This is a genomic window from Pseudomonas sp. R25(2017) (assembly GCF_002112565.1).
GTDB lineage: Bacteria > Pseudomonadota > Gammaproteobacteria > Pseudomonadales > Pseudomonadaceae > Aquipseudomonas > Aquipseudomonas ekonensis.
The window spans coordinates 198,310-222,537 of sequence record NZ_NEHZ01000007.1 but is presented as its reverse complement, the minus strand read 5'-3'; the positions used below and the strand labels follow the sequence as shown (position 1 = coordinate 222,537).

At 64.4% G+C, this 24,228-nt stretch carries 22 protein-coding genes; 16 read left to right on the top strand and 6 right to left on the bottom strand.

The features are described from left to right. Positions 1-70: 70 nt before the first annotated feature. The gene (locus CAG31_RS11520) at positions 71-1,855 is read right to left on the bottom strand and encodes a GspE/PulE family protein (protein WP_085581046.1); all 1,785 of its coding nucleotides are present in this window, start codon (positions 1,853-1,855) and stop codon (positions 71-73) included. A gap of 92 nt (positions 1,856-1,947) precedes the next feature. Next, entirely contained in the window at positions 1,948-2,286 is a 339-nt protein-coding gene (locus CAG31_RS11515; RefSeq protein WP_085581044.1) for a hypothetical protein, read from the bottom strand. A gap of 126 nt (positions 2,287-2,412) precedes the next feature. Between CAG31_RS11515 and CAG31_RS11510 the strand changes: the two genes are divergently transcribed. Then, positions 2,413-2,877: an Lrp/AsnC family transcriptional regulator gene (locus CAG31_RS11510; protein WP_085581042.1), complete on the top strand. Its 465-nt coding sequence runs from the start codon at positions 2,413-2,415 to the stop codon at positions 2,875-2,877. Positions 2,878-2,965: 88 nt separating this feature from the next. On the opposite strand, the gene CAG31_RS11505 is transcribed toward CAG31_RS11510, so the two are convergent. Next, complete coding sequence (locus CAG31_RS11505) at positions 2,966-4,333, bottom strand: inorganic triphosphatase (RefSeq protein WP_085581039.1); 1,368 nt, start codon at positions 4,331-4,333, stop codon at positions 2,966-2,968. A gap of 155 nt (positions 4,334-4,488) precedes the next feature. Between CAG31_RS11505 and argE the strand changes: the two genes are divergently transcribed. Both argE and argA read left to right on the top strand, forming a co-directional pair. Then, a complete protein-coding gene (gene argE / locus CAG31_RS11500; RefSeq protein WP_085581037.1) occupies positions 4,489-5,646 on the top strand; it encodes an acetylornithine deacetylase in 1,158 nt (385 codons plus the stop codon). A 170-nt stretch (positions 5,647-5,816) separates the two neighbouring features. Continuing rightward, positions 5,817-7,115, top strand: a complete 1,299-nt coding sequence (argA, locus tag CAG31_RS11495; protein ID WP_085581035.1) for an amino-acid N-acetyltransferase — start codon at positions 5,817-5,819, stop codon at positions 7,113-7,115. 81 nt (positions 7,116-7,196) lie between these two features. On the opposite strand, the gene tauA is transcribed toward argA, so the two are convergent. Continuing rightward, entirely contained in the window at positions 7,197-8,132 is a 936-nt protein-coding gene (tauA, locus tag CAG31_RS11490; RefSeq protein WP_371856100.1) for a taurine ABC transporter substrate-binding protein, read from the bottom strand. Between the two features lie 418 nt (positions 8,133-8,550). On the opposite strand from tauA, the gene CAG31_RS11485 reads away from it, so the two are divergent. The 8 genes from CAG31_RS11485 to CAG31_RS11450 all read left to right on the top strand — a co-directional run bounded on the left by CAG31_RS11485 (position 8,551) and on the right by CAG31_RS11450 (position 15,788). After that, complete coding sequence (locus CAG31_RS11485; RefSeq protein ID WP_085581031.1) at positions 8,551-9,900, top strand: OprD family porin; 1,350 nt, start codon at positions 8,551-8,553, stop codon at positions 9,898-9,900. Between the two features lie 294 nt (positions 9,901-10,194). Beyond that, positions 10,195-10,833, top strand: a complete 639-nt coding sequence (locus tag CAG31_RS11480; protein WP_085581029.1) for a peroxiredoxin — start codon at positions 10,195-10,197, stop codon at positions 10,831-10,833. A 295-nt stretch (positions 10,834-11,128) separates the two neighbouring features. Next, a complete protein-coding gene (gene ssuE / locus CAG31_RS11475; RefSeq protein WP_085581027.1) occupies positions 11,129-11,722 on the top strand; it encodes an NADPH-dependent FMN reductase in 594 nt (197 codons plus the stop codon). Between the two features lie 89 nt (positions 11,723-11,811). Next, positions 11,812-12,777 (top strand): sulfonate ABC transporter substrate-binding protein, encoded by a 966-nt coding sequence (locus CAG31_RS11470; protein ID WP_085581025.1) that lies wholly within the window; start codon positions 11,812-11,814, stop codon positions 12,775-12,777. Between the two features lie 25 nt (positions 12,778-12,802). Continuing rightward, positions 12,803-13,951: an FMNH2-dependent alkanesulfonate monooxygenase gene (ssuD, locus tag CAG31_RS11465; protein WP_085581023.1), complete on the top strand. Its 1,149-nt coding sequence runs from the start codon at positions 12,803-12,805 to the stop codon at positions 13,949-13,951. A 9-nt stretch (positions 13,952-13,960) separates the two neighbouring features. Continuing rightward, complete coding sequence (gene ssuC, locus CAG31_RS11460; RefSeq protein ID WP_085581021.1) at positions 13,961-14,743, top strand: aliphatic sulfonate ABC transporter permease SsuC; 783 nt, start codon at positions 13,961-13,963, stop codon at positions 14,741-14,743. Next, positions 14,740-15,546 carry an aliphatic sulfonates ABC transporter ATP-binding protein gene (ssuB, locus tag CAG31_RS11455; RefSeq protein WP_085581019.1) on the top strand — a complete coding sequence of 269 codons (807 nt, stop codon included), beginning with the start codon at positions 14,740-14,742 and terminating at the stop codon, positions 15,544-15,546. Before ssuC ends, ssuB begins: the two co-directional genes overlap by 4 nt. Positions 15,547-15,572: 26 nt before the next feature. Next, entirely contained in the window at positions 15,573-15,788 is a 216-nt protein-coding gene (locus tag CAG31_RS11450) for a molybdopterin-binding protein (protein ID WP_085581017.1), read from the top strand. A 76-nt stretch (positions 15,789-15,864) separates the two neighbouring features. On the opposite strand, the gene CAG31_RS11445 is transcribed toward CAG31_RS11450, so the two are convergent. Both CAG31_RS11445 and CAG31_RS11440 read right to left on the bottom strand, forming a co-directional pair. Next, the gene (locus CAG31_RS11445) at positions 15,865-16,497 is read right to left on the bottom strand and encodes a TetR/AcrR family transcriptional regulator (RefSeq protein WP_085581015.1); all 633 of its coding nucleotides are present in this window, start codon (positions 16,495-16,497) and stop codon (positions 15,865-15,867) included. A 242-nt stretch (positions 16,498-16,739) separates the two neighbouring features. Further along, positions 16,740-18,116, bottom strand: coding sequence for a glutamine synthetase family protein (locus tag CAG31_RS11440; RefSeq protein ID WP_085581012.1), 1,377 nt, complete (start codon positions 18,114-18,116; stop codon positions 16,740-16,742). A gap of 278 nt (positions 18,117-18,394) precedes the next feature. Here CAG31_RS11440 and CAG31_RS28145 point away from each other — a divergent pair, with 278 nt between their 5' ends. From CAG31_RS28145 to CAG31_RS11420, 5 genes are all read left to right on the top strand, one after another. Further along, entirely contained in the window at positions 18,395-18,751 is a 357-nt protein-coding gene (locus tag CAG31_RS28145) for a glutamine amidotransferase (protein WP_139831341.1), read from the top strand. A 93-nt stretch (positions 18,752-18,844) separates the two neighbouring features. Then, positions 18,845-20,203, top strand: a complete 1,359-nt coding sequence (locus CAG31_RS11435; RefSeq protein ID WP_085581010.1) for a glutamine synthetase family protein — start codon at positions 18,845-18,847, stop codon at positions 20,201-20,203. Positions 20,204-20,259: 56 nt separating this feature from the next. After that, positions 20,260-21,624 (top strand): aspartate aminotransferase family protein, encoded by a 1,365-nt coding sequence (locus CAG31_RS11430; protein WP_085581008.1) that lies wholly within the window; start codon positions 20,260-20,262, stop codon positions 21,622-21,624. 172 nt (positions 21,625-21,796) lie between these two features. Next, positions 21,797-22,906 carry a polyamine ABC transporter substrate-binding protein gene (locus tag CAG31_RS11425; RefSeq protein WP_085581006.1) on the top strand — a complete coding sequence of 370 codons (1,110 nt, stop codon included), beginning with the start codon at positions 21,797-21,799 and terminating at the stop codon, positions 22,904-22,906. A gap of 188 nt (positions 22,907-23,094) precedes the next feature. Beyond that, positions 23,095-24,192: a polyamine ABC transporter substrate-binding protein gene (locus CAG31_RS11420; protein WP_085581004.1), complete on the top strand. Its 1,098-nt coding sequence runs from the start codon at positions 23,095-23,097 to the stop codon at positions 24,190-24,192. The last annotated feature ends 36 nt before the right edge of the window (positions 24,193-24,228 follow it).

Sequence of the window (24,228 nt, the reverse complement as noted above, 5' to 3'; positions counted from 1 at the left end):
GTGGATGACTCCGCTGGGGGGTGATGACTGTGCCGTTGGATCGCCGCTCCCGGGTCGAGTTCCGTGACGGCTAGCGCTGCTCGCTCTGCGGCGTCACCCGCAGCACTTCCTCGATGGTCGTCAGCCCCGCCGCGACCTTCTGCGCCCCCGACAGCCGCAGGCTGCGCATGCCTTCCTTGAACGCTTGGCGCCGGATGGCCGTGAGGTCGGTGTCGGGGGTGATCAGGGCCTTGAGGCCGTCGCTCAGTTGCATGATCTCGTAGACGCCGGCCCGTCCGTGGTAACCGGTGTCGCGGCATTCCAGGCAGCCGACGGAGCGTTGCGCGTTGCCCGGCAGCGGCGCCTGCCATGGCCGGGTCAGGGACTGCCAGCCGTCGTCGTCGAGGGTGAGCGGCGCCTTGCAGTGCGGGCACAGGGTGCGCACCAGGCGCTGCGCCATGACCCCGAGCACTGTGGCCTTGATCAGGTAATGCGGCACGCCGAGCTCCAGCAGGCGGCTGATGGCGCTGGGCGCGTCGTTGGTGTGCAGGGTCGACAGCACCAGGTGCCCGGTGAGGGCGGCCTGGATCGCCATCTCGGCGGTTTCCAGGTCGCGGATCTCGCCGATCATGATGATGTCAGGATCCTGCCGCATCAGCGCCCGCACGCCGGCGGCGAACCCCAGGTCGATGTTGTGCTGCACCTGCATCTGGTTGAACGCCGGCTCGACCATCTCGATCGGGTCTTCGATGGTGCAGAGGTTGACCTGGGGCGTCGCCAGCTTCTTGAGCGTGGTGTAGAGCGTGGTGGTCTTGCCCGACCCGGTGGGCCCGGTCACCAGGATGATGCCGTTGGGCTGGCGGGTCATGTCCTGCCAGCGGCGCAGGTCGTCGGCGGAAAAGCCCAGCTGGTCGAAGTCCTTGAGCAGCACTTCGGGGTCGAAGATCCGCATGACCATCTTCTCGCCGAACGCCGTGGGCAGCGTCGAGAGGCGCAGCTCGACCTCGCCGCCGTCCGGGGTCTTGGTCTTGACCCGGCCGTCCTGGGGCTTGCGCTTTTCGGCGACGTTCATCCGGCCCAGGCTCTTGAGGCGGCTGACGATGGCCATCGTCACCTGCGGCGGGAACTGGTAGACGTTGTGCAGCACGCCGTCGATGCGAAAGCGCACCGTGCCTTGCTCGCGGCGCGGCTCGATGTGGATGTCGCTGGCCCGCTGCTGGAACGCGTACTGGAACAGCCAGTCGACGATGTTGACGATGTGCGCGTCGTTGGCGTCCGGCTCCTGGTCGCTGGCGCCGAGGTTGAGCAACTGTTCGAAGTTGCCCAGGTGGCCGCCCTGCTGGTCGGCGCTGCTGGCGCCGCTGACCGACTTGGCCAGGCGGAAGAACTCGACGCTCAGGCGCTGGATGTCCGCCGGGTTGGCCACCACCCGCTTGACCGGCAGCTTCAGCACGTGGGTCAGGTCGGCCTCCCAGCCCCGGACGTAGGGCTGGGCGCTGGCCACGGTCACCGCGTCGCGGTCGACGGCCACCGCCAGGATCCTGTGGCGCTGGGCGAAGGCGTAGGACATCAGCGGAATGACGGCCGCCACGTTGATCTTCAACGGGTCGATGCGCAGGTACGGCTGGCCGGCCTGCTGGGCCAGCCACAGGGTCAGGCCTTCCAGGTCCAGGTGCCGGCCCGGGCGGCTGAGGTCGTCCAGCTGCTGGCCGGCGATGAACTCCAGCGGGTGCAGGGGGTTGTGGGCGCCTTGGCGGCGGCGCGCGTTCAGCGCCTGTTCGGCGGCGTCCTGGCTGATGAAGCCCTGGGCCACCAGTTCACGCAAGACATCGTTGAGATCCAGCCAGCGATCCTGAGCGGCGAGTTGAACGGACATGCGGACACCTTTTGAACGACAGTGCGCCAAAGGATAGCCGCGGCCCCGCAGACCGTTGGGCCACTACCGGGCGCAAGCCGTTTCGGGATCTTTCAGCCAGCCGCCTGCACCGGTGCCGTCCGCGCCGCATCGGCATTGTGCAGCGTGACCGAACAGACGCTGACCAGGTTGCCCAGCTTCTGCGCGATCACCTGGGCGCGGTGCCAGCTCAGCCCGCCCATGACGATGTCGATCGACAGCAGGTCGTCCAGCCGCTGCAGGTTGAACTGTTCAGGCGTCAGGCATTGCAGGGCGAACAGGTTCAGCACGCGCACCGGCAGATCCGGTTCGGCTTCGGCGAGGATCCGGTATTGCGCCAGGCAATGGGCGTTGCGCGCGCTCCACGCATCGGCGCGGGGCGAGGGGGTGTTCACGGCTTCGAGGTGGGGCATGGCGGCTCTCCGGATTCGGTGGAGAAATTTTTGCACGCTGCGCCGGGCATTTCTTATCTAAGATGGGCAAATTGGCGGATTGGCCGACAGGTTCTATTTCGCATCTGATGATTGTGAGGATTATTTATGCACAGCGAGCTGGACAGCTACGACCGGCGCATTCTCGCCCTGCTGCAAGCGGACGCTTCCTTGTCCAGCGCGCAGATCGCCGAACAGGTGGGGCTGTCGCAGTCACCCTGCTGGCGGCGGATCCAGCGGATGAAGGAGGAGGGGATCATCCGCGGCCAGGTGACCTTGCTCGACCGCAAGAAGATCGGCCTGAACACGCAGATCTTCGCCCAGGTGAAGCTCAACGCCCACGGCCGCTCGAACTTCACCGAGTTCACCGAGGCGATCCGCGGCTTCCCGGAGGTGCTGGAGTGTTACGTGCTGATGGGGGCGGTGGACTTCATGCTGCGCATCGTCGCGGCGGACATCGAGGCGTACGAGCGGTTCTTCTTCGAGAAGCTGTCGCTGGTGCCGGGGATTCAGGAGGTGAATTCGATCGTGGCGCTGTCGGAGATCAAGTCGACCACCAGTCTGCCGGTCTGAGGGTCTTCGTCGAGGGGGAGGGCCTCATCGCGAGCAGGCTCGCTCCCACAGGGGATTTGTGGGAGCCGGCCTGCCGGCGATGGCGGGATCACAGGCGCAGCAGGGTCTTCCAGGCGCGGTTCTGATAGACCGCGATCGCCTGATGCTTGCGGGCATCGAGCGCTTCGTCGGTGATCGGCTGGTTGGCCAGTTGCGCCAGTTTGTTCAGTTCGCCGTACAGGCGATCCATTTCGGCGATCTCCAGCACGTCGCGCGCGTGGTGCAGCCACACCTGGATGCGCTCGATGCGCGGCAGCTGTTCGGCCAGGTCTTCCGGCTGCTGCTGGTAGCGCTGCAACTGCAGCGAACCGGCTTCTTCGCTCAAGAGGCGAGGCAGCCAGCTCTGCAACTGGGCCGAGCCCTGGCGGTCGCCGCGGGTGGTGCGTTGGGCGGTCCAGCCGCGGGCCAGCAGCCAGCGTGAGGCGTTCAGCGAGAACAGGCCCCAGCGCGGGTCTTCCAGCTCTTCGAGGAACTGTTCCGGCGCGGCCTTGCGCACGTCTTCGTCGTCCAGGCCGGCCTGCACCAGCGGGCGCCAGTCTTCCAGCAGGGCGTCGAGCGCCGCGCGCAGGTCGTGGGTCGACGGTCGCGGCGCGGCCTGGCCGAGGCTGCTGAGCAGGGCGCGCAGTTCCGCCAATTGTTCGACCCAGTCCTGCAGCAGGCGCCAGTGGCCGTTGAAGCGATACTGTTCGGCCAGCCGCTGGCTGCTGCCGAGCAGGTGCCAGCCCAGGGCGGCGAACGCGTCGTCGAGCGGGGTCTCGGCGGTCAGTTGCGGCGCCGGCAGGCTCAGCGAGTAGCTGCCGGCGTCGTACAGGCGGTAGCCGCGCTCGGCCTTGCTGATGTCGCACGGCATCAGGGCCAGGGTCTCGGCCAGTTCGGCGGCCAGTTCCAGCAGCGCGGCGGGTTCGCCTTCGCGCAGTTCCAGTTCCAGCTCGCAGATTTCTTCTTTCTGTTTGCCGACCACCACGTGGCCCAGGTCGAGGGCGGCTTCGATGACCACCTTGGCCTTGCCGCGGCCCCAGGCGATCTCGGCGCGCTCGCGGACGAAATCGGTGGTGAAGATCGGCTTGAGGGTTTTCTTGTCCAGTTCCGCGAGGGACTCGGGCCAGCATTCGCCGTCGAGCTTCTTCACATCGAGCTTGGCCTTGGCCAGGTGCCAGTCGTACTCGTTGCGCTCGGACAGGCCGGCGACGCTCTGGCCGCGGGTCTTGAGGGTCTGGATCACTTCGTCGCCGTCCTTGCGCAGGCGCAGGGCGACCTTGGCCTGGGCCAGGTCGCGCTCGGGGGTGTCGAAGTACTGGTTCATCAACTCACGGCGTTCCCAGCCATTTTTGTTGCGTTTCTTCAGGAGCGGGTGCTCGCGCAGGGCGGCGAGGGTTTCGCGGCTGACGCGGAGTTTGATTTCGGTTTCTTTCTGCATGGCCGGAAAATCCAGGATCGGGAGCGCAGCCGGGGGATGCGCGGCTGCCAAGGCCGTGCAGTGTACAGGACTCACGGGGGCTGCGCCTTGCGGCGGTTTATTCCGGGCGCCGGATGGCTCTATGATGGACTTCAATCCGGGAGTGGGAGCCAGCGATGCCTTTGCCGTCCATGAAAGACCAGTTCGCCGCGCTGATCGCCGTGCCGTCGGTCAGTTGCACCCAGCCCAGCCTGGACCAGTCCAACCGGGCCGTGATCGATCTGCTGGCGGGATGGCTGGGCGATCTGGGGTTCGCCTGCGACATCCAACAGGTCAGCCCCGGCAAGTTCAACCTGCTCGCCAGCTTCGGCAGCGGCCCCGGCGGCCTGGTGCTGGCCGGGCACAGCGACACGGTGCCTTACGACGACGCGCTGTGGCAGACCGACCCGCTCAAGCTCACCGAGGCCGACGGCCGTTGGATCGGCCTGGGCAGCTGCGACATGAAGGGCTTCTTCGCCCTGGTCATCGAAGCCGTGCAACCGCTGCTGGAGCGGCCGTTCAAGCAACCGCTGCTGATCCTCGCCACCTGCGACGAGGAAAGCTCGATGGCCGGCGCCCGGGCCCTGGCCGAAGCCGGGCGGCCGCTGGGGCGGGCGGCGGTGATCGGCGAACCCACCGGGCTCAAGCCGATCCGCCTGCACAAGGGCGTGATGATGGAACGCATCGACATCCTCGGGCAGAGCGGCCATTCGTCGGATCCGCGTCTGGGCCACAGCGCCCTGGAGGCCATGCACGACGCCATCGGCGAGCTGCGCGGCCTGCGCCTGTTGTGGCAGCGCGAGTTCAACAATCCGCAGTTCAGCGTGCCGCAGCCGACCCTCAACTTCGGCTGCATCCACGGCGGCGACAACCCCAACCGCATCTGCGGCCAGTGCTCGCTGGAGTTCGACCTGCGGCCGCTGCCGGGCATGGATCCCAAGGTGCTGCGGGCCGAGATCCTGCAGAAGCTCAATCCGGTCGCCGAACGGCACCGGGTGAAGATCGACTACCGGCCGCTGTTCCCTGAGGTGCCGCCGTTCGAGCAGGCCGAAGGGAGCGAACTGGTGCGCATCGCCGAGAAGCTTACCGGCCATGCCGCCGAAGCGGTGGCGTTCGGCACCGAAGCGCCTTATCTTCAGCGCCTGGGCTGCGAGACCCTGGTGCTGGGTCCGGGCGACATCGCCTGCGCGCACCAGCCGGGCGAATACCTTGAAATGTCACGTCTGCAGCCTACCGTGCAACTGTTGCGGCAATTGATTGAACATTACTGCCTGACCCCGGACAAAAACCTGTAGGCACCCGCTGTGTTTTATCCAGACAAACGCGGTAAATTGCCGCCAATCCAACCCGTATTCATGAGGAGAGCGCGCGTGTCGCCAAGCCTGTTCCGACGATAACCATCAGCCCGCTGTGCGTTTTCCGTTCCGCCCCTTTTCCGGCTGCTATTTATTACAGGCCCAGGTTCATGCCCGAATACGTCAATTGGCTTCGTCACGCGTCCCCTTATATCAATGCCCATCGCGACTGCACCTTCGTCGTCATGCTGCCCGGCGACGGCGTGGAGCATCCGAACTTCGGCAACATCGTCCATGACATCGTGCTGCTGCACAGCCTCGGCGTGCGCCTGGTGCTGGTGCACGGCTCGCGCCCGCAGATCGAGGCGCGCCTGGCCGCCCGCGGCCTGACCCCGCATTACCACCACGGCATGCGCATCACCGACGCCGCCACCCTGGAATGCGTGATCGACGCCGTCGGCCAGCTGCGCATCGCCATCGAGGCGCGCCTGTCGATGGACATGGCCTCCTCGCCGATGCAGGGCTCGCGCCTGCGGGTGGCCAGCGGCAACCTGGTCACCGCGCGGCCGATCGGCGTGCTCGAAGGCGTCGACTACCACCACACCGGCGAAGTGCGCCGGGTCGACCGCAAGGGCATCAACCGCCTGCTGGACGAACGCTCCATCGTGCTGCTGTCGCCGCTGGGCTACTCGCCGACCGGCGAGATCTTCAACCTGGCCTGCGAAGACGTCGCCACCCGCGCCGCCATCGACCTGGGGGCCGACAAGCTGCTGCTGTTCGGCGCCGACCTGGGCCTGATCGACGAGCACGGCCACCTGGTGCGTGAACTGCGTCCGCAGCAAGTGCCGGCGCATCTGCAACGCTTGGGCAGCAACTATCAGGCGGAACTGCTCGACGCCGCCGCCGAAGCCTGCCGCGGCGGCGTGGCCCGCAGCCATATCGTCAGCTATGCCGAAGACGGTGCGCTGCTCACCGAGCTGTTCACCCGTGACGGCGGCGGCACGCTGGTGGCCCAGGAGCAGTTCGAGCTGGTGCGCGAGGCGGCCATCGAGGACGTCGGCGGCCTGCTCGACCTGATCAGCCCGCTGGAGGAGCAAGGGATTCTGGTGCGCCGTTCCCGCGAGGTGCTGGAGCGCGAGATCGAGCAGTTCAGCGTGGTCGAGCGCGAAGGCATGATCATCGCCTGTGCGGCGCTGTACCAGATCGCCGATTCGGATGCCGGCGAGCTGGCGTGCCTGGCGGTGAACCCGGAGTACCGCCACGGCGGCCGCGGCGACGAGCTGCTGGAGCGCATCGAGACCCGCGCCCGTGCCCAGGGCCTCAAGACCCTGTTCGTGCTCACCACCCGCACCGCGCACTGGTTCCGCGAGCGCGGGTTCGAGCCGAGCAGCGTCGAACGCCTGCCGGCGGCGCGGGCGTCGCTGTACAACTATCAGCGCAATTCGAAGATCTTCGAAAAGAGCCTGTGACCGCGTCGTTCCCATCGCGGGCAAGCCCGCTCCCGCCAGGATCGCATCGGTCCTGTGGGGGCGGGCTTGCCCGCGAAGCTTTTATGGCGCGACAAACTTCGCGCTGACATACGGCGAATAGTCCGCCAGCACCGTCTCGACCTTGCCCTGTTCCTTCAGGAACTTCGCCGTCTCGCCGATCGCCTTCGCCGTGCCGCCGTCCAGCAGCGCGGCGGTCTGCTGCGCCCGGGCGTCGGGGAAGGCCGAGCCGGCGAGCAGTTCCGGCACGTCCGCTGCGTTGGCACCGGTCAATTTGGCGATTTTCTGCACCGGCGCCGAGTCGGCGGTCCAGCTGTCTTTATGCGCGGCGTAGTCGGCGAACGCGTCCAGCGTCACCTTGGCGAACCGGGCCACCACGTCCGGGTGTTTCTCGGCGTAGTCCTTGCGCGCGACCCAGACCTCGAAGGTCGGCGCGCCCCACTGGCCGACCTGCGCGGCGTCGGTCAGGGTCTTGCCGGTCTTGCGGATTTCCCCCAGCGCCGGCGACCAGACGAACGCGCCGTCGATGTCGCCGCGCTTCCAGGCCGCCGCGATCTCGGCGGGCTGCAGGTTCACCACCTTGACCTTGGAGGCGTCCACGCCCCAGTGCTTGAGCGCACCGAGCAGGCTGTAGTGGGAGGTGGAGACGAACGGCGTGGCGATGGTCTTGCCGATCAGGTCCTGGGGTGTGTCGATGCCGCTGCCGTTGCGCACCACCAGGGCTTCGGCGCTGTTGATCTGGGCCGACACGATGAACGCCACGATCGGCAGGTGGCGCGAGGCGGCCGCCGCCAGCGGGCTGGAGCCGAGGTTGCCGATCTGTACGTCGCCGGAGGCGATGGCTGTCACAACTTCCGGGCCGCTGTTGAAGCGGCGCCAGTCGATCTTCTCGCCGAGGGCCTTTTCATAGGTGCCGTCGGCCTGGGGCACCTTGCTCGGGTCGATGCCGGTCTGATACCCGACCGTGAGACCGGATGCCTGGACAGAAAAAGAAATCATCGCCGACACACAAACTGTAACAAATTGACTAGATAGTGCGCGTTTAGCCATCATGGCGTCGCCTTTTCGATAGGGATTGACGTATTGGGGTTGTGTCAACGCTAATCGATCTAAAAAAAGGCAACAAAATACCGTTTAGGAATGAGCTTAGGCGCCGATACGTTGTAGCCCGGCGTAGTGGCCAGTAGATGGCAATATTCCATAATGGTATTAAAAAGAATCAATAAATTCTTTTTGGATGTATCAGGAAATCATTACCCTGCAGGGACCGAATCACTGCGATTAGACCTTGGTCGTAGGCGCACAAGGTTGCGATTGACTTGTCAGTCACGGTCTGGCGCTAATCGCGCATCTTAGGATCCAGGGGCATCAGACCCCGGGCCAGGAACACAAGAATTAGAAACGAGAGGAGCGTTACATGAACAAGTCCACCTTGGCCCTGGCTGTGGCCGTAGGGGTTTTGGCGCAGCAGGCAGGCGCCGCCGGTTTCATCGAAGACAGCAAGGCCACCTTGGGGCTGCGTAACTTCTACATCAACACCGACAACCGTGACAGCGCTGCGAACTCCGCCGCCAACAAGCGTGCCGGCGTGCAGAGCAAGAACGAAGAATGGGGTCAGGGCTTCGACCTGCGCTTCATCTCCGGCTACACCCAAGGCACCGTTGGCTTCGGTATCGACGCCATCGGCCTGCTGGGCGTGAAGCTGGATTCGGGCGGCGGCACCAACGGTGCCACTCCGAACTCCTACGGCGGCACCGTGTTCCCGAGCAAGTCCAACGGCGAAGCGGTGGACAACTTCTCCAGCCTGGGCCTGACCGCCAAGGCCAAGATCTCCCAGACCGAACTGAAGCTGGGTACGCTGCAGCCGAAGAACCCGGTCATCGTGACCAACGACGGTCGTCTGCTGCCGCAGACCTGGCAGGGTGGCCAGATCACCTCCGGCGACATCAAGGACCTGACGCTGGTCGGCGGTCAGATCGAGCACGCCAAGGGCCGTAACTCCAGCAACAACGAAGAACTGTCGATCGCCGGTGCGAACGCTCACACCGCTTCCGGTCGTGACAGCAACAAGTTCATCTACGGCGGCGGTGACTACAAGATCACCAAAGACCTGACCGCTCAGTACTACTACGGCAACCTGGAAGACTTCTACAAGCAGCACTTCCTGGGCCTGGTGCACAACTGGGCAATCGGCCCGGGCGTGCTGAAGTCGGACTTCCGTTACTTCAACAGCCGCAGCGACGGTGCCAACGGCCACGACAGCGCTTACTACACCACTGGCTACTACGGCGGCACGGTCACCAAAGGCAAGGTCGACAACAACCTGTACAGCGGCCTGTTCCTGTACACCGTTGAAGGCCACACCTTCGGCGGCGGCTACCAGGTCAGCAACGGCGACAGCGACTTCCCTTGGCTGAACCAGGGTGACGGCTCGTCCAACTACACCATCACCGACATGCAGATCCAGAAGTTCGGCCGTGCCGGCGAACGCACTTGGCAAGGTCGCTACTCGTATGATTTCGCCAAGGTCGGCGTACCTGGCCTGACTGCCGGTGTCGTTTATCTGCGTGGCGACAACATCGACAACGCCACCGGTGACAAGACCGAGTGGGAACGCGACCTGACCATCGGCTACGTCGTGCCGGAAGGCCCGCTGAAGAACCTGGGCCTGATGTGGAAAAACGCCACCTGGCGCAACGACATCCCAGGTCAGCGTGACCAGGATGAAAACCGCCTGATCGTCAGCTACTCGATCCCGCTGCTGTAATAGCACGCCTGAGTCGCCGATGAAAAAAAGCCCCGTCCGGTATTGCGCCGGACGGGGCTTTTGCGTTTCGGGTCGGGCCCACCCCCGTAGACCCTTCCCGAGGTTTCCCTCTTTACTGCAACTCAAGGCCTTCTGGAACCTTGGGGCCGATGGTGGTCGCGATGCTTGGAGGCGTCCAGTGAACAGATGTTTAATATTTCTGTTTGATCTAAATATCTAGTTATTTATTCTTTTTCAGAAGATCAAAAGCCGAGCTACAGTTGTCTTCTCCACCCACTCATCAGGAGCAGCACCATGAGCCTCAGACTCGGCGACATCGCCCCCGATTTCGAACAAGACTCCAGCGCCGGCAAGATCCGCTTCCATGAATGGCTGGGCGACAGTTGGGGCGTGCTGTTTTCCCACCCGGCAGACTTCACCCCGGTGTGCACCACGGAACTGGGCTTCACCGCCAAGCTCAAGGATCAGTTCGCCCAGCGCGGCGTGAAGGCCATCGCGCTGTCGGTGGATCCGGTGGACTCGCACCACAAGTGGATCGAAGACATCAACGAAACCCAGAACACGGTCGTCAATTTCCCGATCCTGGCCGACGCCGACCGCAAGGTGTCCGACCTCTACGACCTGATCCACCCCAACGCCAGCGACACCCTCACCGTGCGCTCGCTGTTCGTGATCGACCCGAACAAGAAGATCCGCCTGACCATCACCTACCCGGCGAGCACCGGGCGCAACTTCCACGAGATCCTGCGGGTGATCGACTCGCTGCAGCTCACCGATAACCACAAGGTGGCCACCCCGGCCAACTGGCAGGACGGCGACGAGGTGGTGATCGTGCCGTCGCTCCAGGATCCGGAAGAAATCAAACGGCGCTTTCCCAAGGGCTATCGGGCGATCAAGCCGTACCTGCGCCTGACGCCGCAGCCGAACAAGTGAATTCCCTTGTGTGAACGCCGCGATTCACTGTGGGAGCGGGCTTGCCCCGGGCGGCGATCCGACGACGGGGCCGGCCCGTTCAACGCAGACTTCAAGTGCAGTACCCGCAAAGCAGGGTTTCAGGCCGTTCCGACGGCCTGTTTTTTTGCCTGGAGGAAATGCATGCGCATATCCCTAAAAGGAATAACCAAATGAATAAATATGATTTATGGATATATAAATGAGCTGGTAAGGTCATTCCATCAAGCGAGACCGCAACCCGCGAATCGCCCGCAACAGGCAAGGAATCATTTGAATGCTGGTGGTATCGCTCGGAGGCAGTCCCAGCCAACGCTCCCGTTCCGGGGTGTTGCTGGAGCGTTCGCAACGCTGGTTGCAGCAGCACGGTGTGGAGGTGGTGAGTTACCAGGTGCGGGACTTTCCCGCCGAGGATCTGCTCCACGCCCGTTTCGACAGTCCGAAGGTGCTCGACCTGCTGCGGCAGATCGAAAACGCCGACGGCCTGCTGATCGCCACGCCGGTGTACAAGGCCTCGTTTTCCGGCGCACTGAAGACCGTGCTCGACCTGCTGCCCGAACGAGCCCTGAGCCACAAGATCGTCTTGCCGATGGCTACCGGCGGCAGCATCGCCCACATGCTGGTGGTCGACTACGCCCTCAAGCCGGTGCTGTCGGCCCTCAAGGCCCAGGAAATGCTGCAGGGCATCTTTGCCGAAGACAGCCAGATCGCCTATGGCGAAGGCAGTGCCCAGCCGCAGCTTGCGCCGGCGCTGGAGCAGCGGCTGCATGAAGCCCTGGAACTGTTCGTCGCGGCCATGGCCCGCCGTCCCCAGCCTCTGGTGCCGGGCCTGCTGAACGAACGTCTGCTGAGTGCCCGCTGGAGCATTTGAGCTTCACCCGAATCTGACATCACTGGCCTTACTCGCCCGTCAACGGGCAAGCAGGTGCAGCCAAAACCAACTGCAAAAAGGAGAGCGCTATGCGCACTGTATTTTTGCGTCGCGGTCTGGTCGCTCTGTTTGCTGCGGCTGTGTCCTTCGGCGCCATCACCCAGGCCCAGGCCGAGACGTTGCGGATCGGCTATCAGAAGTACGGCACGCTGGTGCTGCTCAAGGCCAAGGGCACCCTGGAAAAGCGTCTGGCCGCCCAAGGCGTGGACGTGCAGTGGACCGAGTTCCCCGGCGGTCCGCAATTGCTGGAAGGCCTGAACGTCGGCTCGATCGACTTCGGCGTCACCGGCGAAACCCCGCCGGTCTTCGCCCAGGCCGCCGGCGCCGATCTGCTCTACGTGGCCTATGAGCCGCCGGCGCCGGACAGCGAGTCGATCCTGGTGCAGAAGGACTCGCCGATCAAAACCGTCGCGGATCTGAAAGGCAAGAAAGTCGCGTTCAACAAGGGCTCCAACGTCCATTACCTGCTGGTGCGCGCCCTCGAAGACGCCGGCCTCAAGTACAGCGACATCCAGACCGTCTACCTGCCGCCGGCCGATGCCCGTGCGGCGTTCGAGCGCAACAGCGTCGACGCCTGGGTGATCTGGGATCCGTACCAGGCCGCCGCCGAACAGCAATTGCAGGCGCGCACCCTGCGCGACGGCAAAGGCCTCGTCGACAACCACCAGTTCTACCTGGCGACCAAACCCTACGCCCAGAAGCATCCCGAGGTGATTACCGCCCTCGTGGAAGAAGTGCGCGCGGTCGGCGAATGGTCCAAGGCCAACCCCGAAGACGTCACCCGCCAAGTCTCGCCGCTGCTCGGCCTGCCGGCGGACATCACCCTGACCTCGGTGAAGCGCCAGGGTTACGGCGCGCTGTTCCTGACCCCGGACGTGGTCGCCGCGCAACAGAAAATCGCCGACACCTTCTTCCAGCTCAAGCTGATCCCCAAGCCGCTGAGCATCAAGGACGTGATCTGGACCCCGCCGGCCGCCGTGGCCAAGGCACCTTAACTCGAATTCCCAAGGAGACCACTCCATGAGCCTCAACATTTTCTGGTTCCTGCCTACCCACGGCGATGGCCATTACCTTGGCACCGCCGAAGGCGCCCGCGCCGTCGACCACGGCTACCTGCAGCAGGTCGCGCAAGCGGCGGACCGCCTGGGCTTCGGCGGCGTGCTGATCCCCACCGGCCGTTCCTGCGAGGACTCCTGGCTGGTGGCCGCATCGCTGATTCCGGTGACCCAGCGCCTGAAGTTCCTGGTGGCCCTGCGCCCCGGGATCATTTCCCCGACGGTGGCGGCGCGTCAGGCGGCGACGCTGGACCGGCTGTCCGGCGGCCGCGCGCTGTTCAACCTGGTGACCGGCGGCGACCCGGAAGAGTTGGCCGGCGACGGCCTGTTCCTCGATCACGAAGCGCGTTATCAGGCCTCGGTGGAGTTCACCCGGATCTGGCGCCGGGTGCTGGAAGGCGAAACCGTGGACTACGACGGCGAGCACATCAGCGTGAAGGGCGCCAAGCTGCTCTATCCGCCGATCCAGCAGCCGCGTCCGCCGCTGTACTTCGGCGGTTCGTCGGAGGCGGCCCAGGACCTGGCCGCCGAGCAGGTGGAAATGGTGCTGACCTGGGGCGAACCGCCGGCGGCGGTGGCCGAGAAGATCGAACAGGTTCGCGCCAAGGCCGCCAAGCTCGGCCGCACCGTGCGCTTCGGCATCCGCCTGCATGTGATCGTGCGCGAAACCAACGCCGAGGCCTGGCGGGCGGCGGACCGGCTGATCTCGCACCTGGACGACGACACCATCAAGCGGGCCCAGGCCTCGCTGGCGCGGTTCGACTCGGTAGGCCAACAGCGCATGGCCGCGCTGCACGGCGGCAGCCGCGACAACCTGGAAGTCAGCCCGAACCTGTGGGCCGGTGTCGGCCTGGTGCGCGGCGGGGCCGGCACGGCGCTGGTCGGCGACGGCCCGACCGTGGCGGCCCGGGTGAAGGAGTACGCGAACCTGGGCATCGACACCTTCATCTTCTCCGGTTATCCACACCTCGAAGAGTCGTACCGGGTGGCCGAGCTGCTGTTCCCGCACCTGGACATCGAACGGCCGGAGGTGCCGAAAAGCGCCGGTTACGTCAGCCCGTTCGGCGAGATGGTGGCCAACGACATCCTTCCCAAAGCCGCGTCCCAGAGCTGAGGCGTCGCCATGAAGAAGCTTATCCACAGCCTTGCGCCCTGGGCGTTGCCGGTGCTGTTGCTGGCGGTGTGGCAGTTGTCGGTGTCGGCCGGTTGGCTGTCGACGCGGATCCTGCCGGCGCCGGTGGCGGTGGTCGAGGCCGGCGTCAGCCTGGTGCGCAGCGGCGAGATCTGGACGCACCTGGCGATCAGCGGCTGGCGCGCCGCGCTGGGCTTCACCATCGGCGGCGGCATCGGCCTGGCGCTGGGCTTCATCACCGGCCTGTCGAAGTGGGGCGAGCGCCTGCTCGACAGCTCGGTGCAGATGATCCGCAACGTGCCGCACCTGGCGCTGATCCCGTTGGTGATCCTGTGGTTCGGGATCGACGAGTCGGCGAAGATTTTCCTGGTGGCGCTGGGCACGCTGTTCCCGATCTACCTCAACACCTACCACGGCATCCGCAACGTCGATCCGGCGTTGGTGGAGATGGCCCGCAACTACGGCCTGTCCGGGTTCGGCCTGTTCTGGCAGGTGATCCTGCCGGGGGCGCTGCCTTCGATCCTGGTGGGGGTGCGTTTCGCGCTGGGCTTCATGTGGCTGACGCTGATCGTGGCCGAAACCATCTCCGCCAGCTCCGGCATCGGCTATCTGGCGATGAACGCCCGGGAGTTCCTGCAGACCGACGTGGTGGTGCTGGCGATCCTGATGTACGCGGTGCTCGGCAAGCTGGCCGATCTCGCGGCCCGGGGGCTGGAACGTGTGTGGCTGCGCTGGCATCCGGCCTATCAGTCGGTGAAAGGAGGTGCGGCATGACCGCTCAACAGCCTCCGCGCCTGCTGCGCGGGATCCCGCTGGCGCTGCGCAACCTGCAAAAGACCTTCGGCGCGCGGCAGGTGCTGCGCGACATCGACCTGCACATCCCGGCGGGGCAGTTCGTCGCGGTGGTCGGGCGCAGCGGTTGCGGCAAAAGCACCTTGCTGCGTCTGCTCGCCGGCCTCGACCGGCCCACCGGCGGCGACCTGTTGGCCGGCGCGGCGCCGCTGAGCGACGCGCGGGAAGACACCCGCCTGATGTTCCAGGAAGCCCGGCTGCTGCCGTGGAAGCGCATCATCGACAACGTCGGCCTGGGCCTCAAGGGTGACTGGCGGGCCCAGGCGCTGCAAGCGCTGGACGCGGTGGGCCTGGCGGACCGGGCCGATGAGTGGCCGGCGGCGTTGTCGGGCGGGCAGAAGCAGCGCGTGGCCCTGGCCCGGGCGCTGATCCACCAGCCGCGCCTGCTGTTGCTCGACGAGCCGCTGGGCGCGCTGGATGCCCTGACCCGGATCGAAATGCAGCAACTGATCGAACGCCTCTGGCAGCAGCACGGCTTCACCGTCTTGCTGGTGACCCACGACGTCAGCGAGGCGGTGGCGGTGGCCGACCGGGTGATCCTGATCGAGGACGGCGAAGTCGGCCTCGACCTGGCCGTGGAGCTGCCGCGCCCGCGGGTGCGCGGTTCGCACCGGCTGGCGGCGCTGGAAACCGAAGTGCTCAACCGCGTGTTGTCCCTGCCCGGCGAACCGCCGGCGCCGGAACCTGTTTCACCCTTGCCCACGCAATTGCGCTGGGCCCAATAACGCAAGCAAACGACAGGAACCATGCCATGACCATCAAAGCCATCAACGTACGCAACCAGTTCAAAGGCACCATCAAGGAAATCGTCCTGGGCGACGTGCTGTCGGAAATCGACGTGCAGACCGCCTCCGGGATCGTCACCTCAGTGATCACCACCCGCTCGGTCAAGGAGCTGGAACTGGACGTGGGCAGCGAAGTGATCGCCTTCGTGAAGTCTACCGAGGTGTCCATCGCCAAGTTGTGAGGCTGTGGATACAGACAACCCCGAAGGGTGCGAACCCTTCGGGGTTTTTTGTGCCTGGCTTGAGTGGGGCAGGGCCCTAGAGAACCCGCTTGGGCAGGTACGGCGGCAGGTACAGCCCGATGTAGGCATCGAACACCCGCATCCCTTCCTCGGCCATGCGCGGGGTGATCTGCCCGTGCTGCTGCACCGAGCGGGCGTAGACCCGGTCGCCCAGTTCCATGGCCAGGGCGAACACGTCCACATCGTCCGGCAGTTTCGGCAGTTCGAAATGGCGGTCGAACAGCTTGTGCATCAGGTCGCCCAGTTCCAGGTCGTGCTGGCGGTCGGCCTGGGTGACCTCGGTGAGGCCGTGCTGGGCCAGGATCAGTTGGCGGGCGGCGGCGTCCTGGTCGTAGATCTCCAGCATGCGCTGCTCGACCAGCCGCGACAGGTCGCGCCAGTCGCGCAGGGCCTCGTGGTCGATGGGCAATTGCAGGCAGGCGCGGAACGCGGCGTGGACATCCGCCGTGAGCCCTTCGAGCAGCGCCGGGACGCTGGCGAAGAAATGGTAGACCGAGGAGGGCGGGATCTGCGCGCGCTCGGCGACGCTGTAGATCGACAGGCTGCCCACGCCCTCGGCGGCCAGCAACGTGCGCGCGGCATCGAGAATCGAGTCGATCCGCGCTTGGCTGCGGGCACGGGGTTTGCGGACGGGGGCGGGGCGCGTCATGGAAGTCTCCTGCGGGGCAGCGGGCATTGTACGAGGCGGCCTGTGCGTTGTCTGCCCGGACGCCATCGCTGCGGTGCGGCGACCCGACAAGCCAGCTCCCACAAGGTTCCGGGATAAACACATATTGTGTAAGCACCATTAATCCCTGTGGGAGCTGGCTTGCCAGCGATCCGCCGCAGGCGGCCATAAAAAAACGCCGTCGGCTGACTCAGCCGACGGCGTTCTCGATCACCGCAATCCGCTTAGACGGTATGCAGGTACCAGTTGTACTCAAGGTCGGAGATGGAGTGCTCGAACTCCTCCAGCTCGCTTTCCTTGCACGCGACGAAGATGTCGATGTACTTCGGATCGATGTACTTGGCCATCACCTCGCTGTCGTCCAGCTCGCGCAACGCGTCGCGCAGGTTGTTCGGCAGGCTCTGCTCGTTCTGCTCGTAGCTGTTGCCTTCGGTCGGGGCCGGCGGCTCGATCTTGTTGGTCAGGCCGTGGTGCACGCCCGCCAGCACCGAAGCCATCAGCAGGTACGGGTTGGCGTCGGCGCCCGCTACGCGGTGCTCAAGGCGTACCGCATCGGCGGAGCCGGTCGGCACGCGCAGGGCCACGGTGCGGTTGTCCAGGCCCCAGCTCGGCGAGTTCGGCACGTAGAACTGCGCGCCGAAGCGACGGTACGAGTTGACGTTCGGGCAGAGGAAAGCCATCTGCGCGGGCAGGGTCTCGAGCACACCGCCGATCGCGTGACGCAGCGCGGCGTTCTGCTCGGGATCCTCGCTGGCAAAAATGTTTTTGCCATCCTTGTCGAGTACCGAAATGTGCACATGCAGGCCGTTGCCCGCCTGGCCCGGGTACGGCTTGGCCATGAAGGTGGTGTCCATCTCATGGTCGTAGGCGATGTTCTTGATCAGGCGCTTGAGCAGCACTGCGTAGTCGCATGCCTTGATCGGGTCGGCGACGTGGTGCAGGTTGACCTCGAACTGCGCCGGGGCGCTTTCCTTGACGATGGCGTCGGCCGGGATGCCTTGCTCCTTCGCGCCTTCGAGGATGTCCTGGAGGCAGTCGACGTATTCGTCGAGGTCGTCGATCAGGTAGACCTGGGTCGAGTGCGGGCGTTTGCCGGAGATCGGCGAGCGCGGCGGCTGCGGACGGCCGTTCACGTTCTCCTGGTCGATCAGGTAGAACTCAAGCTCGAACGCGGCGCAGATGGTCAGGCCCAGTTCGTCAAACTTTGCGACAACTTGACGGAGCACTTCGCGCGGGTCGGCGAAGAACGGATCGCCTTCGAGTTCGTGCATGGTCATCAGCAGCTGCGCGGTCGGGCGCTTCTGCCAGGGTTCGTTGCACAGGGTATCGGGGATCGGATAGCAGATGCGGTCCGCGTCGCCGATGTCCAGGCCCAGGCCGGTGCTTTCCACCGTCGAGCCGTTGATGTCCAGGGCAAACAGGGAGGCCGGCAGGTTGATGCCTTTCTCGTAAACCTTGTGGAGGCTGGTGCGTTCGATGCGCTTGCCGCGCACCACACCATTCATATCCGCAATCAGAAGGTCGACGTACAGAACCTCAGGATGTTCCTTAAGGAACGCGTTCGCTTCGTTGAGCTGAACGGCACGCGGGGGTACCGACATGATGCAACACCTTTTTTGTTAAAAATATCAATCATTGATCTTTTCGGGTTTCAGTCAACCCGAACGGCCTGCCGAAGTCAAGCGAGGCCTTTTTTGCCCTAAAAAAGCGCCATGGGGGCATTTATGGGGCGCTTTGGGGCTTTTTTTTGTCCGCGGAATTCACGCCACCCGCGGGCTTGAGCAGGCCGTGTTGTATTTTTTACGGGGGTGTTGTGTAAAAAAATGAACAAGGCTAAGCTCGGGTCAAACCCATAACAGCAATAATACCGGGGTGCTTCATGTCTCGCCTGCCGATCATCGGCGTCACCGACGGCTTCCAGCCGTCTGGCCAGCATGCTCATCACATCAGTGGCGACACGTCCGTGCGCAGCGCGGCCGGCAAGGCCTGTGGCCTGTCGAAGGGACTCCTGTCCCCGGCGGGAAAAGCGTCGGCGTCCGGTATTGAGGACGCACGCGGCGGCATCCCCTTCAGCGGTTCTCCTTTCAATATAGATCGCTTTCATTCCTCCGGCCTGTGCGGTGCCCGGCGCGGTGCACACGATTCTGCACACCCAAGGTTCGCACAGGAAATGCAACGCCAGCGTAAAGGGCAGGTAAGCTCCTCCTTCATTGTCGATGCGCGGTGCCCGGCGTAAGCCGGCACTGCGCGCACGCAAGCCCCCTTTAACGCGACGCCCCGTGCGTCAAACAAGGCCTGACACGCGTCAGGCGACAGCCCAGAGGCACTTATGAGCACCAACCTCGACCAGCTCACCGATTGGTTGAAAGACCACAAGATCACAGAAGTCGAATGCATGATCAGCGACCTGACCGGCATCACCCGGGGCAAGATCTCGCCGACCAACAAATTCATCGCCGAAAAGGGCATGCGCCTGCCGGAGAGCGTGCTGCTGCAGACCGTGACCGGCGACTACGTCGAAGACGACATCTATTACGAACTGCTCGACCCGGCGGACATCGACATGGTCTGCCGTCCCGACCAGAGCGCGGTGTACCTGGTGCCGTGGGCCATCGAGCCGACCGCCCAGGTGATCCACGACACCTACGACAAGCAGGGCAACCCCATCGAGCTGTCGCCGCGCAACGTGCTCAAGAAGGTTCTGAAGCTCTATGCCGACAAGGGCTGGCAGCCGATCGTGGCGCCGGAGATGGAGTTCTACCTGACCAAGCGCAGCGACGACCCCGACTATCCGCTGCAGCCGCCGGTGGGCCGCTCCGGGCGTCCGGAGATCGGCCGCCAGTCGTTCTCCATCGAGGCGGCGAACGAATTCGACCCGCTGTTCGAAGACGTCTACGACTGGTGCGAACTGCAGGAGCTGGACCTGGACACCCTGATCCACGAGGACGGCACCGCGCAGATGGAAATCAACTTCCGTCACGGCGACGCGCTGTCCCTGGCCGACCAGATCCTGGTGTTCAAGCGCACCATGCGCGAAGCCGCGCTCAAGCACGACGTGGCCGCGACCTTCATGGCCAAGCCGATGACCGGCGAACCGGGCAGTGCGATGCACTTGCACCAGAGCATCATCGACATCGAGACCGGCAAGAACATCTTCTCCAACGAAGACGGCACCATGAGCCAGCTGTTCCTGCACCACATCGGCGGCCTGCAGAAGCTGATCCCCGAGCTGTTGCCGCTGTTCGCGCCGAACGTCAACTCGTTCCGCCGCTTCCTGCCGGACACCTCGGCGCCGGTGAACGTGGAGTGGGGCGAAGAGAACCGCACCGTGGGCCTGCGCGTGCCGGATGCCGGCCCGCAGAACCGCCGGGTGGAGAACCGCCTGCCGGGCGCCGACGCCAACCCGTACCTGGCCATCGCCGCGAGCCTGCTGTGCGGCTACATCGGCATGGTCGAGGGCTTCAACCCGAGCGCGCCGGTGGTGGGCCGCGGCTACGAGCGCCGCAACCTGCGCCTGCCGCTGACCATCGAGGATGCTCTGGAGCGCATGGAGAAGAGCGCCACCATCGAGAAATACCTGGGCAAGAACTTCATCACCGGCTACGTCGCGGTCAAGCGGGCCGAGCATGAAAACTTCAAGCGCGTGATCAGTTCGTGGGAGCGCGAATACCTGCTGTTCGCCGTCTGACGCGCCCGGCGCGGCCGTCGCACGCCGCGCCTTCACCGATAACAAGGAGAATTGGCATGACCAGCAACAACCCGCAAACCCGTGAGTGGCAAACCTTGAGCAGCGAGCATCACCTGGCTCCGTTCAGCGACTTCAAGCAGTTGAAGGAGAAGGGCCCGCGGATCATCACCAATGCCAAGGGCGTGTACCTGTGGGACAGCGAGGGCAACAAGATCCTCGACGGCATGGCCGGCCTGTGGTGCGTGGCCATCGGCTACGGCCGCGACGAACTGGCCGACGCCGCCGCGAAACAGATGCGCGAGCTGCCGTACTACAACCTGTTCTTCCAGACCGCCCACCCGCCGGCGCTGGAACTGGCCAAGGCCATCGCCGACGTGGCGCCCGAGGGCATGAACCACGTGTTCTTCACCGGCTCCGGCTCCGAAGGCAACGACACCATGCTGCGCATGGTCCGCCACTACTGGGCGATCAAGGGCCAGCCGAACAAGAAAGTCATCATCAGCCGCAAGAACGGCTACCACGGCTCCACCGTGGCCGGCGCGAGCCTGGGCGGCATGACCTACATGCACGAGCAGGGCGACCTGCCGATCCCGGGCATCGTCCACATCGCCCAACCGTACTGGTTCGCCGAAGGCGGCGACATGACCCCCGAAGAGTTCGGGATCTGGGCGGCCAACCAGCTGGAAGAGAAGATCCTGGAGATCGGCGTGGACAACGTCGGCGCCTTCATCGCCGAGCCGATCCAGGGCGCGGGCGGCGTGATCATTCCGCCGGACACCTACTGGCCGCGCATCAAGGAGATCCTCGCCAAGTACGACATCCTGTTCGTGGCGGACGAAGTGATCTGCGGCTTCGGCCGTACCGGCCAGTGGTTCGGCAGCGATTTCTACGGCCTCAAGCCGCACATGATGACCATCGCCAAAGGCCTGACGTCCGGCTACATCCCGATGGGCGGCCTGATCGTGCGCGACGAAGTGGTGGCGGTGCTCAACGAGGGCGGCGACTTCAACCACGGCTTCACCTACTCCGGCCACCCGGTGGCGGCGGCGGTGGGGCTGGAGAACATCCGCATCCTGCGCGAAGAGAAGATCATCGAGCGCGCCCACGAGGAAACGGCACCGTATTTGCAAAAGCGTCTGCGCGAACTCAACGATCACCCGCTGGTGGGGGAAGTGCGCGGGGTCGGCCTGCTGGGGGCCATCGAGCTGGTGCAGGACAAGGCCACCCGCAAGCGCTACGAAGGCAAGGGCGTGGGCATGATCTGCCGCCAGTTCTGCTTCGACAACGGGCTGATCATGCGCGCCGTGGGCGACACCATGATCATTGCCCCGCCGCTGGTGATCAGCAAGGCGGAAATCGATGAGCTGGTGACCAAGGCGCGCAAGTGCCTGGACCTGACCCTGAGTGCGTTGCAAGGCTAAGTGCTAGGCTCTTTGCGTGGGTGCCGCCGGCATGCGCGCACGGAGCTGTCAGAAAGGCCGGTCTTTCCTTGAAAGACCGGCCCGGATCTTGCCAGACTAGCCGCGGTTCCGGTTGTCGGGGTTCGGCCGCTGAACAAAGTGGTTCAAAAAAGAAAAATTTGGAGCATGACGCATGAAGGCATTAGGTAAAAAGCTTGCTGGCAAGACACTGCTCGCCCTGTCCGTGGCGGGCATGATGGCGGGTGCGGTCCACGCGGACGACAAAGTGCTGCACGTCTACAACTGGTCGGACTACATCGCGCCGGACACCATCGCCAACTTCGAGAAGGAGTCGGGGATCAAGGTCGTCTACGACGTGTTCGACAGCAACGAGACCCTGGAAGCCAAGCTGCTGGCGGGCAAGTCCGGCTACGACGTGGTCGTGCCGTCGAACAACTTCCTGGCCAAGCAGATCAAGGCCGGCGTCTACCAGGAGCTGGACACCTCCAAGCTGCCGAACTGGAAGAACCTGAACCAGGATCTGCTCAAGGCCGTGTCGGTCAGCGACCCGGGCAACAAGCACGCCTTCCCGTACATGTGGGGCTCGATCGGCATCGGCTACAACCCGGAGAAGGTCAAGGCGGCGCTGGGCACCGACAAGATCGATTCCTGGGACGTGCTGCTCAAGCCTGAGAACATCGCCAAGCTCAAGGGCTGCGGCGTGAGCTTCCTCGATTCGCCGACCGAAATGATCCCGGTCGCGCTGCATTACCTGGGCCTGCCGACCGACAGCCAGAAGAAAGACGACATCAAGAAGGCCGAGGAACTGTTCCTCAAGATCCGTCCTTCGATCACCTACTTCCACTCCTCCAAGTACATCTCGGACCTGGCCAACGGCAACATCTGCGTAGCGGTCGGCTACTCGGGTGACGTGCAGCAGGCCAAGTCCCGTGCCGCCGAGGCGGGTGACAAGGTGAAAGTCAGCTACGCCATTCCGAAGGAAGGCGCTGGCAGCTTCTTCGACATGGTCGCCATTCCGAAGGATGCCGAAAACGTTGAAGGCGCCTACAAGTTCATGACCTTCCTGCAGAAGCCTGAAGTCATGGCCGGCATCACCAACGCCGTACGCTTCCCGAACGGCAACGCCGCCGCCACGCCACTGGTGGAGAAGGACATCACCAGCGATCCGGGCATCTACCCGCCGGCGGACGTGCAGGCCAAGCTGTATGCGATCGCCGACCTGCCGGCCGCGACCCAGCGTGAGCTGACCCGCAGCTGGACCAAGATCAAGTCCGGCAAATAAGCCGGTTTGAGGCAGCGACCGCTGGCCGTCGTCCCCGCGAGGGCGGCCAGCGGCGCAATTAAATGACTGAAAGTTTTGCTTGAACGGTTTTTCGAGGGTAAGTTGCGCGCCGGTTTTGTTGCCGGGCAGCCACGGCTGTCATGCAATGCGGGGCAACTTGGGCCCAACTGATTTTAGAGGACCTTCACTTGCCTATTTTTTCTTCGTTGCGCAATGCCCTGCTGGCCGCAGTCGGCCTGACCTTCGCTGTCGGAGCCCAGGCCGCCGGTACGGTGCATATTTATAACTGGTCGGACTACATCGGCGAGACCACCCTGGCGGACTTCCAGAAGGCCACCGGGATCAAGCCGGTCTACGACGTGTTCGACTCCAACGAAACCCTGGAAGGCAAGCTGCTGGCCGGCCGCACCGGCTACGACGTGGTCGTGCCGTCGAACCACTTCCTGGGCAAGCAGATCAAGGCAGGGGCGTTCCAGAAGCTCGACAAGTCCCAGCTGGGCAACTACGGCAATCTCGACCCGGCGCTGCTCAAGCGCCTGGAGCAGAACGACCCGGGCAACCTGTATGCCGTGCCGTACCTGTGGGGCACCAACGGCATCGGCTACAACGTCGACAAGGTCAAGGCCGTGCTGGGCGTCGACAAGATCGATTCCTGGGGCGTGCTGTTCGAGCCTGAGAACATCAAGAAGCTGCAGAGCTGCGGCGTGGCGTTCCTCGACTCGGCCGACGAAATGATGCCGACCGTGCTCAACTACCTGGGCCTGGACGCCAACAGCACCAGCGAGGCCGACTACAAGAAGGCCACCGAGAAGCTTTTGGCGGTGCGTCCGTACGTGACCTACTTCCATTCCTCCAAGTACATCACCGACCTCGCCAACGGCGACATCTGCGTGGCGGTCGGCTTCTCCGGCGACATCTTCCAGGCCAAGCACCGCGCCGAAGAGGCCAAGAAGGGCGTGAACATCGCCTACGCGATCCCGAAAGAGGGCGGTGCGCTGTGGTTCGACATGCTGGCGATCCCCAAGGATTCGACCAACGTCAAAGAGGCCCATGCCTTCATCAACTACCTGCTCAAGCCTGAGGTGATCGCCCAGGTCAGCGACTACGTCGGTTACGCCAACCCCAACCCGGGGTCGGACAAGCTGATGGAACAGTCCATCCGCACCGATGAGGCGGTCTACCCGCCGCAGGCCATCCTCGACAAGCTCTACGTGTCGAAGGAATTGCCGCCCAAGATTCAGCGTTTGATGACCCGCAGCTGGACCACGGTCAAGTCGGGCAAATAACTTCAAGGATCAAACTATCCAGCGTTCGTCTTGCGT

Bases quoted from the DNA above. Each gene is read 5' to 3' on its own strand.
- CAG31_RS11515 (WP_085581044.1), bottom strand. From the start codon at position 2,286: ATGCCCCACCTCGAAGCCGTGAACACCCCCTCGCCCCGCGCCGATGCG.
- ssuD (WP_085581023.1), top strand. From the start codon at position 12,803: ATGAGCCTCAACATTTTCTGGTTCCTGCCTACCCACGGCGATGGCCAT.
- tauA (WP_371856100.1), bottom strand. From the start codon at position 8,132: ATGATTTCTTTTTCTGTCCAGGCATCCGGTCTCACGGTCGGGTATCAG.
- argA (WP_085581035.1), top strand. From the start codon at position 5,817: ATGCCCGAATACGTCAATTGGCTTCGTCACGCGTCCCCTTATATCAAT.
- CAG31_RS11485 (WP_085581031.1), top strand. From the start codon at position 8,551: ATGAACAAGTCCACCTTGGCCCTGGCTGTGGCCGTAGGGGTTTTGGCG.
- CAG31_RS11505 (WP_085581039.1), bottom strand. From the start codon at position 4,333: ATGCAGAAAGAAACCGAAATCAAACTCCGCGTCAGCCGCGAAACCCTC.
- ssuC (WP_085581021.1), top strand. From the start codon at position 13,961: ATGAAGAAGCTTATCCACAGCCTTGCGCCCTGGGCGTTGCCGGTGCTG.
- CAG31_RS11520 (WP_085581046.1), bottom strand. From the start codon at position 1,855: ATGTCCGTTCAACTCGCCGCTCAGGATCGCTGGCTGGATCTCAACGAT.
- CAG31_RS28145 (WP_139831341.1), top strand. From the start codon at position 18,395: ATGTCTCGCCTGCCGATCATCGGCGTCACCGACGGCTTCCAGCCGTCT.
- CAG31_RS11480 (WP_085581029.1), top strand. From the start codon at position 10,195: ATGAGCCTCAGACTCGGCGACATCGCCCCCGATTTCGAACAAGACTCC.
- CAG31_RS11435 (WP_085581010.1), top strand. From the start codon at position 18,845: ATGAGCACCAACCTCGACCAGCTCACCGATTGGTTGAAAGACCACAAG.
- CAG31_RS11440 (WP_085581012.1), bottom strand. From the start codon at position 18,116: ATGTCGGTACCCCCGCGTGCCGTTCAGCTCAACGAAGCGAACGCGTTC.
- CAG31_RS11470 (WP_085581025.1), top strand. From the start codon at position 11,812: ATGCGCACTGTATTTTTGCGTCGCGGTCTGGTCGCTCTGTTTGCTGCG.
- CAG31_RS11445 (WP_085581015.1), bottom strand. From the start codon at position 16,497: ATGACGCGCCCCGCCCCCGTCCGCAAACCCCGTGCCCGCAGCCAAGCG.
- ssuE (WP_085581027.1), top strand. From the start codon at position 11,129: ATGCTGGTGGTATCGCTCGGAGGCAGTCCCAGCCAACGCTCCCGTTCC.
- CAG31_RS11450 (WP_085581017.1), top strand. From the start codon at position 15,573: ATGACCATCAAAGCCATCAACGTACGCAACCAGTTCAAAGGCACCATC.
- ssuB (WP_085581019.1), top strand. From the start codon at position 14,740: ATGACCGCTCAACAGCCTCCGCGCCTGCTGCGCGGGATCCCGCTGGCG.
- argE (WP_085581037.1), top strand. From the start codon at position 4,489: ATGCCTTTGCCGTCCATGAAAGACCAGTTCGCCGCGCTGATCGCCGTG.
- CAG31_RS11425 (WP_085581006.1), top strand. From the start codon at position 21,797: ATGAAGGCATTAGGTAAAAAGCTTGCTGGCAAGACACTGCTCGCCCTG.
- CAG31_RS11510 (WP_085581042.1), top strand. From the start codon at position 2,413: ATGCACAGCGAGCTGGACAGCTACGACCGGCGCATTCTCGCCCTGCTG.
- CAG31_RS11430 (WP_085581008.1), top strand. From the start codon at position 20,260: ATGACCAGCAACAACCCGCAAACCCGTGAGTGGCAAACCTTGAGCAGC.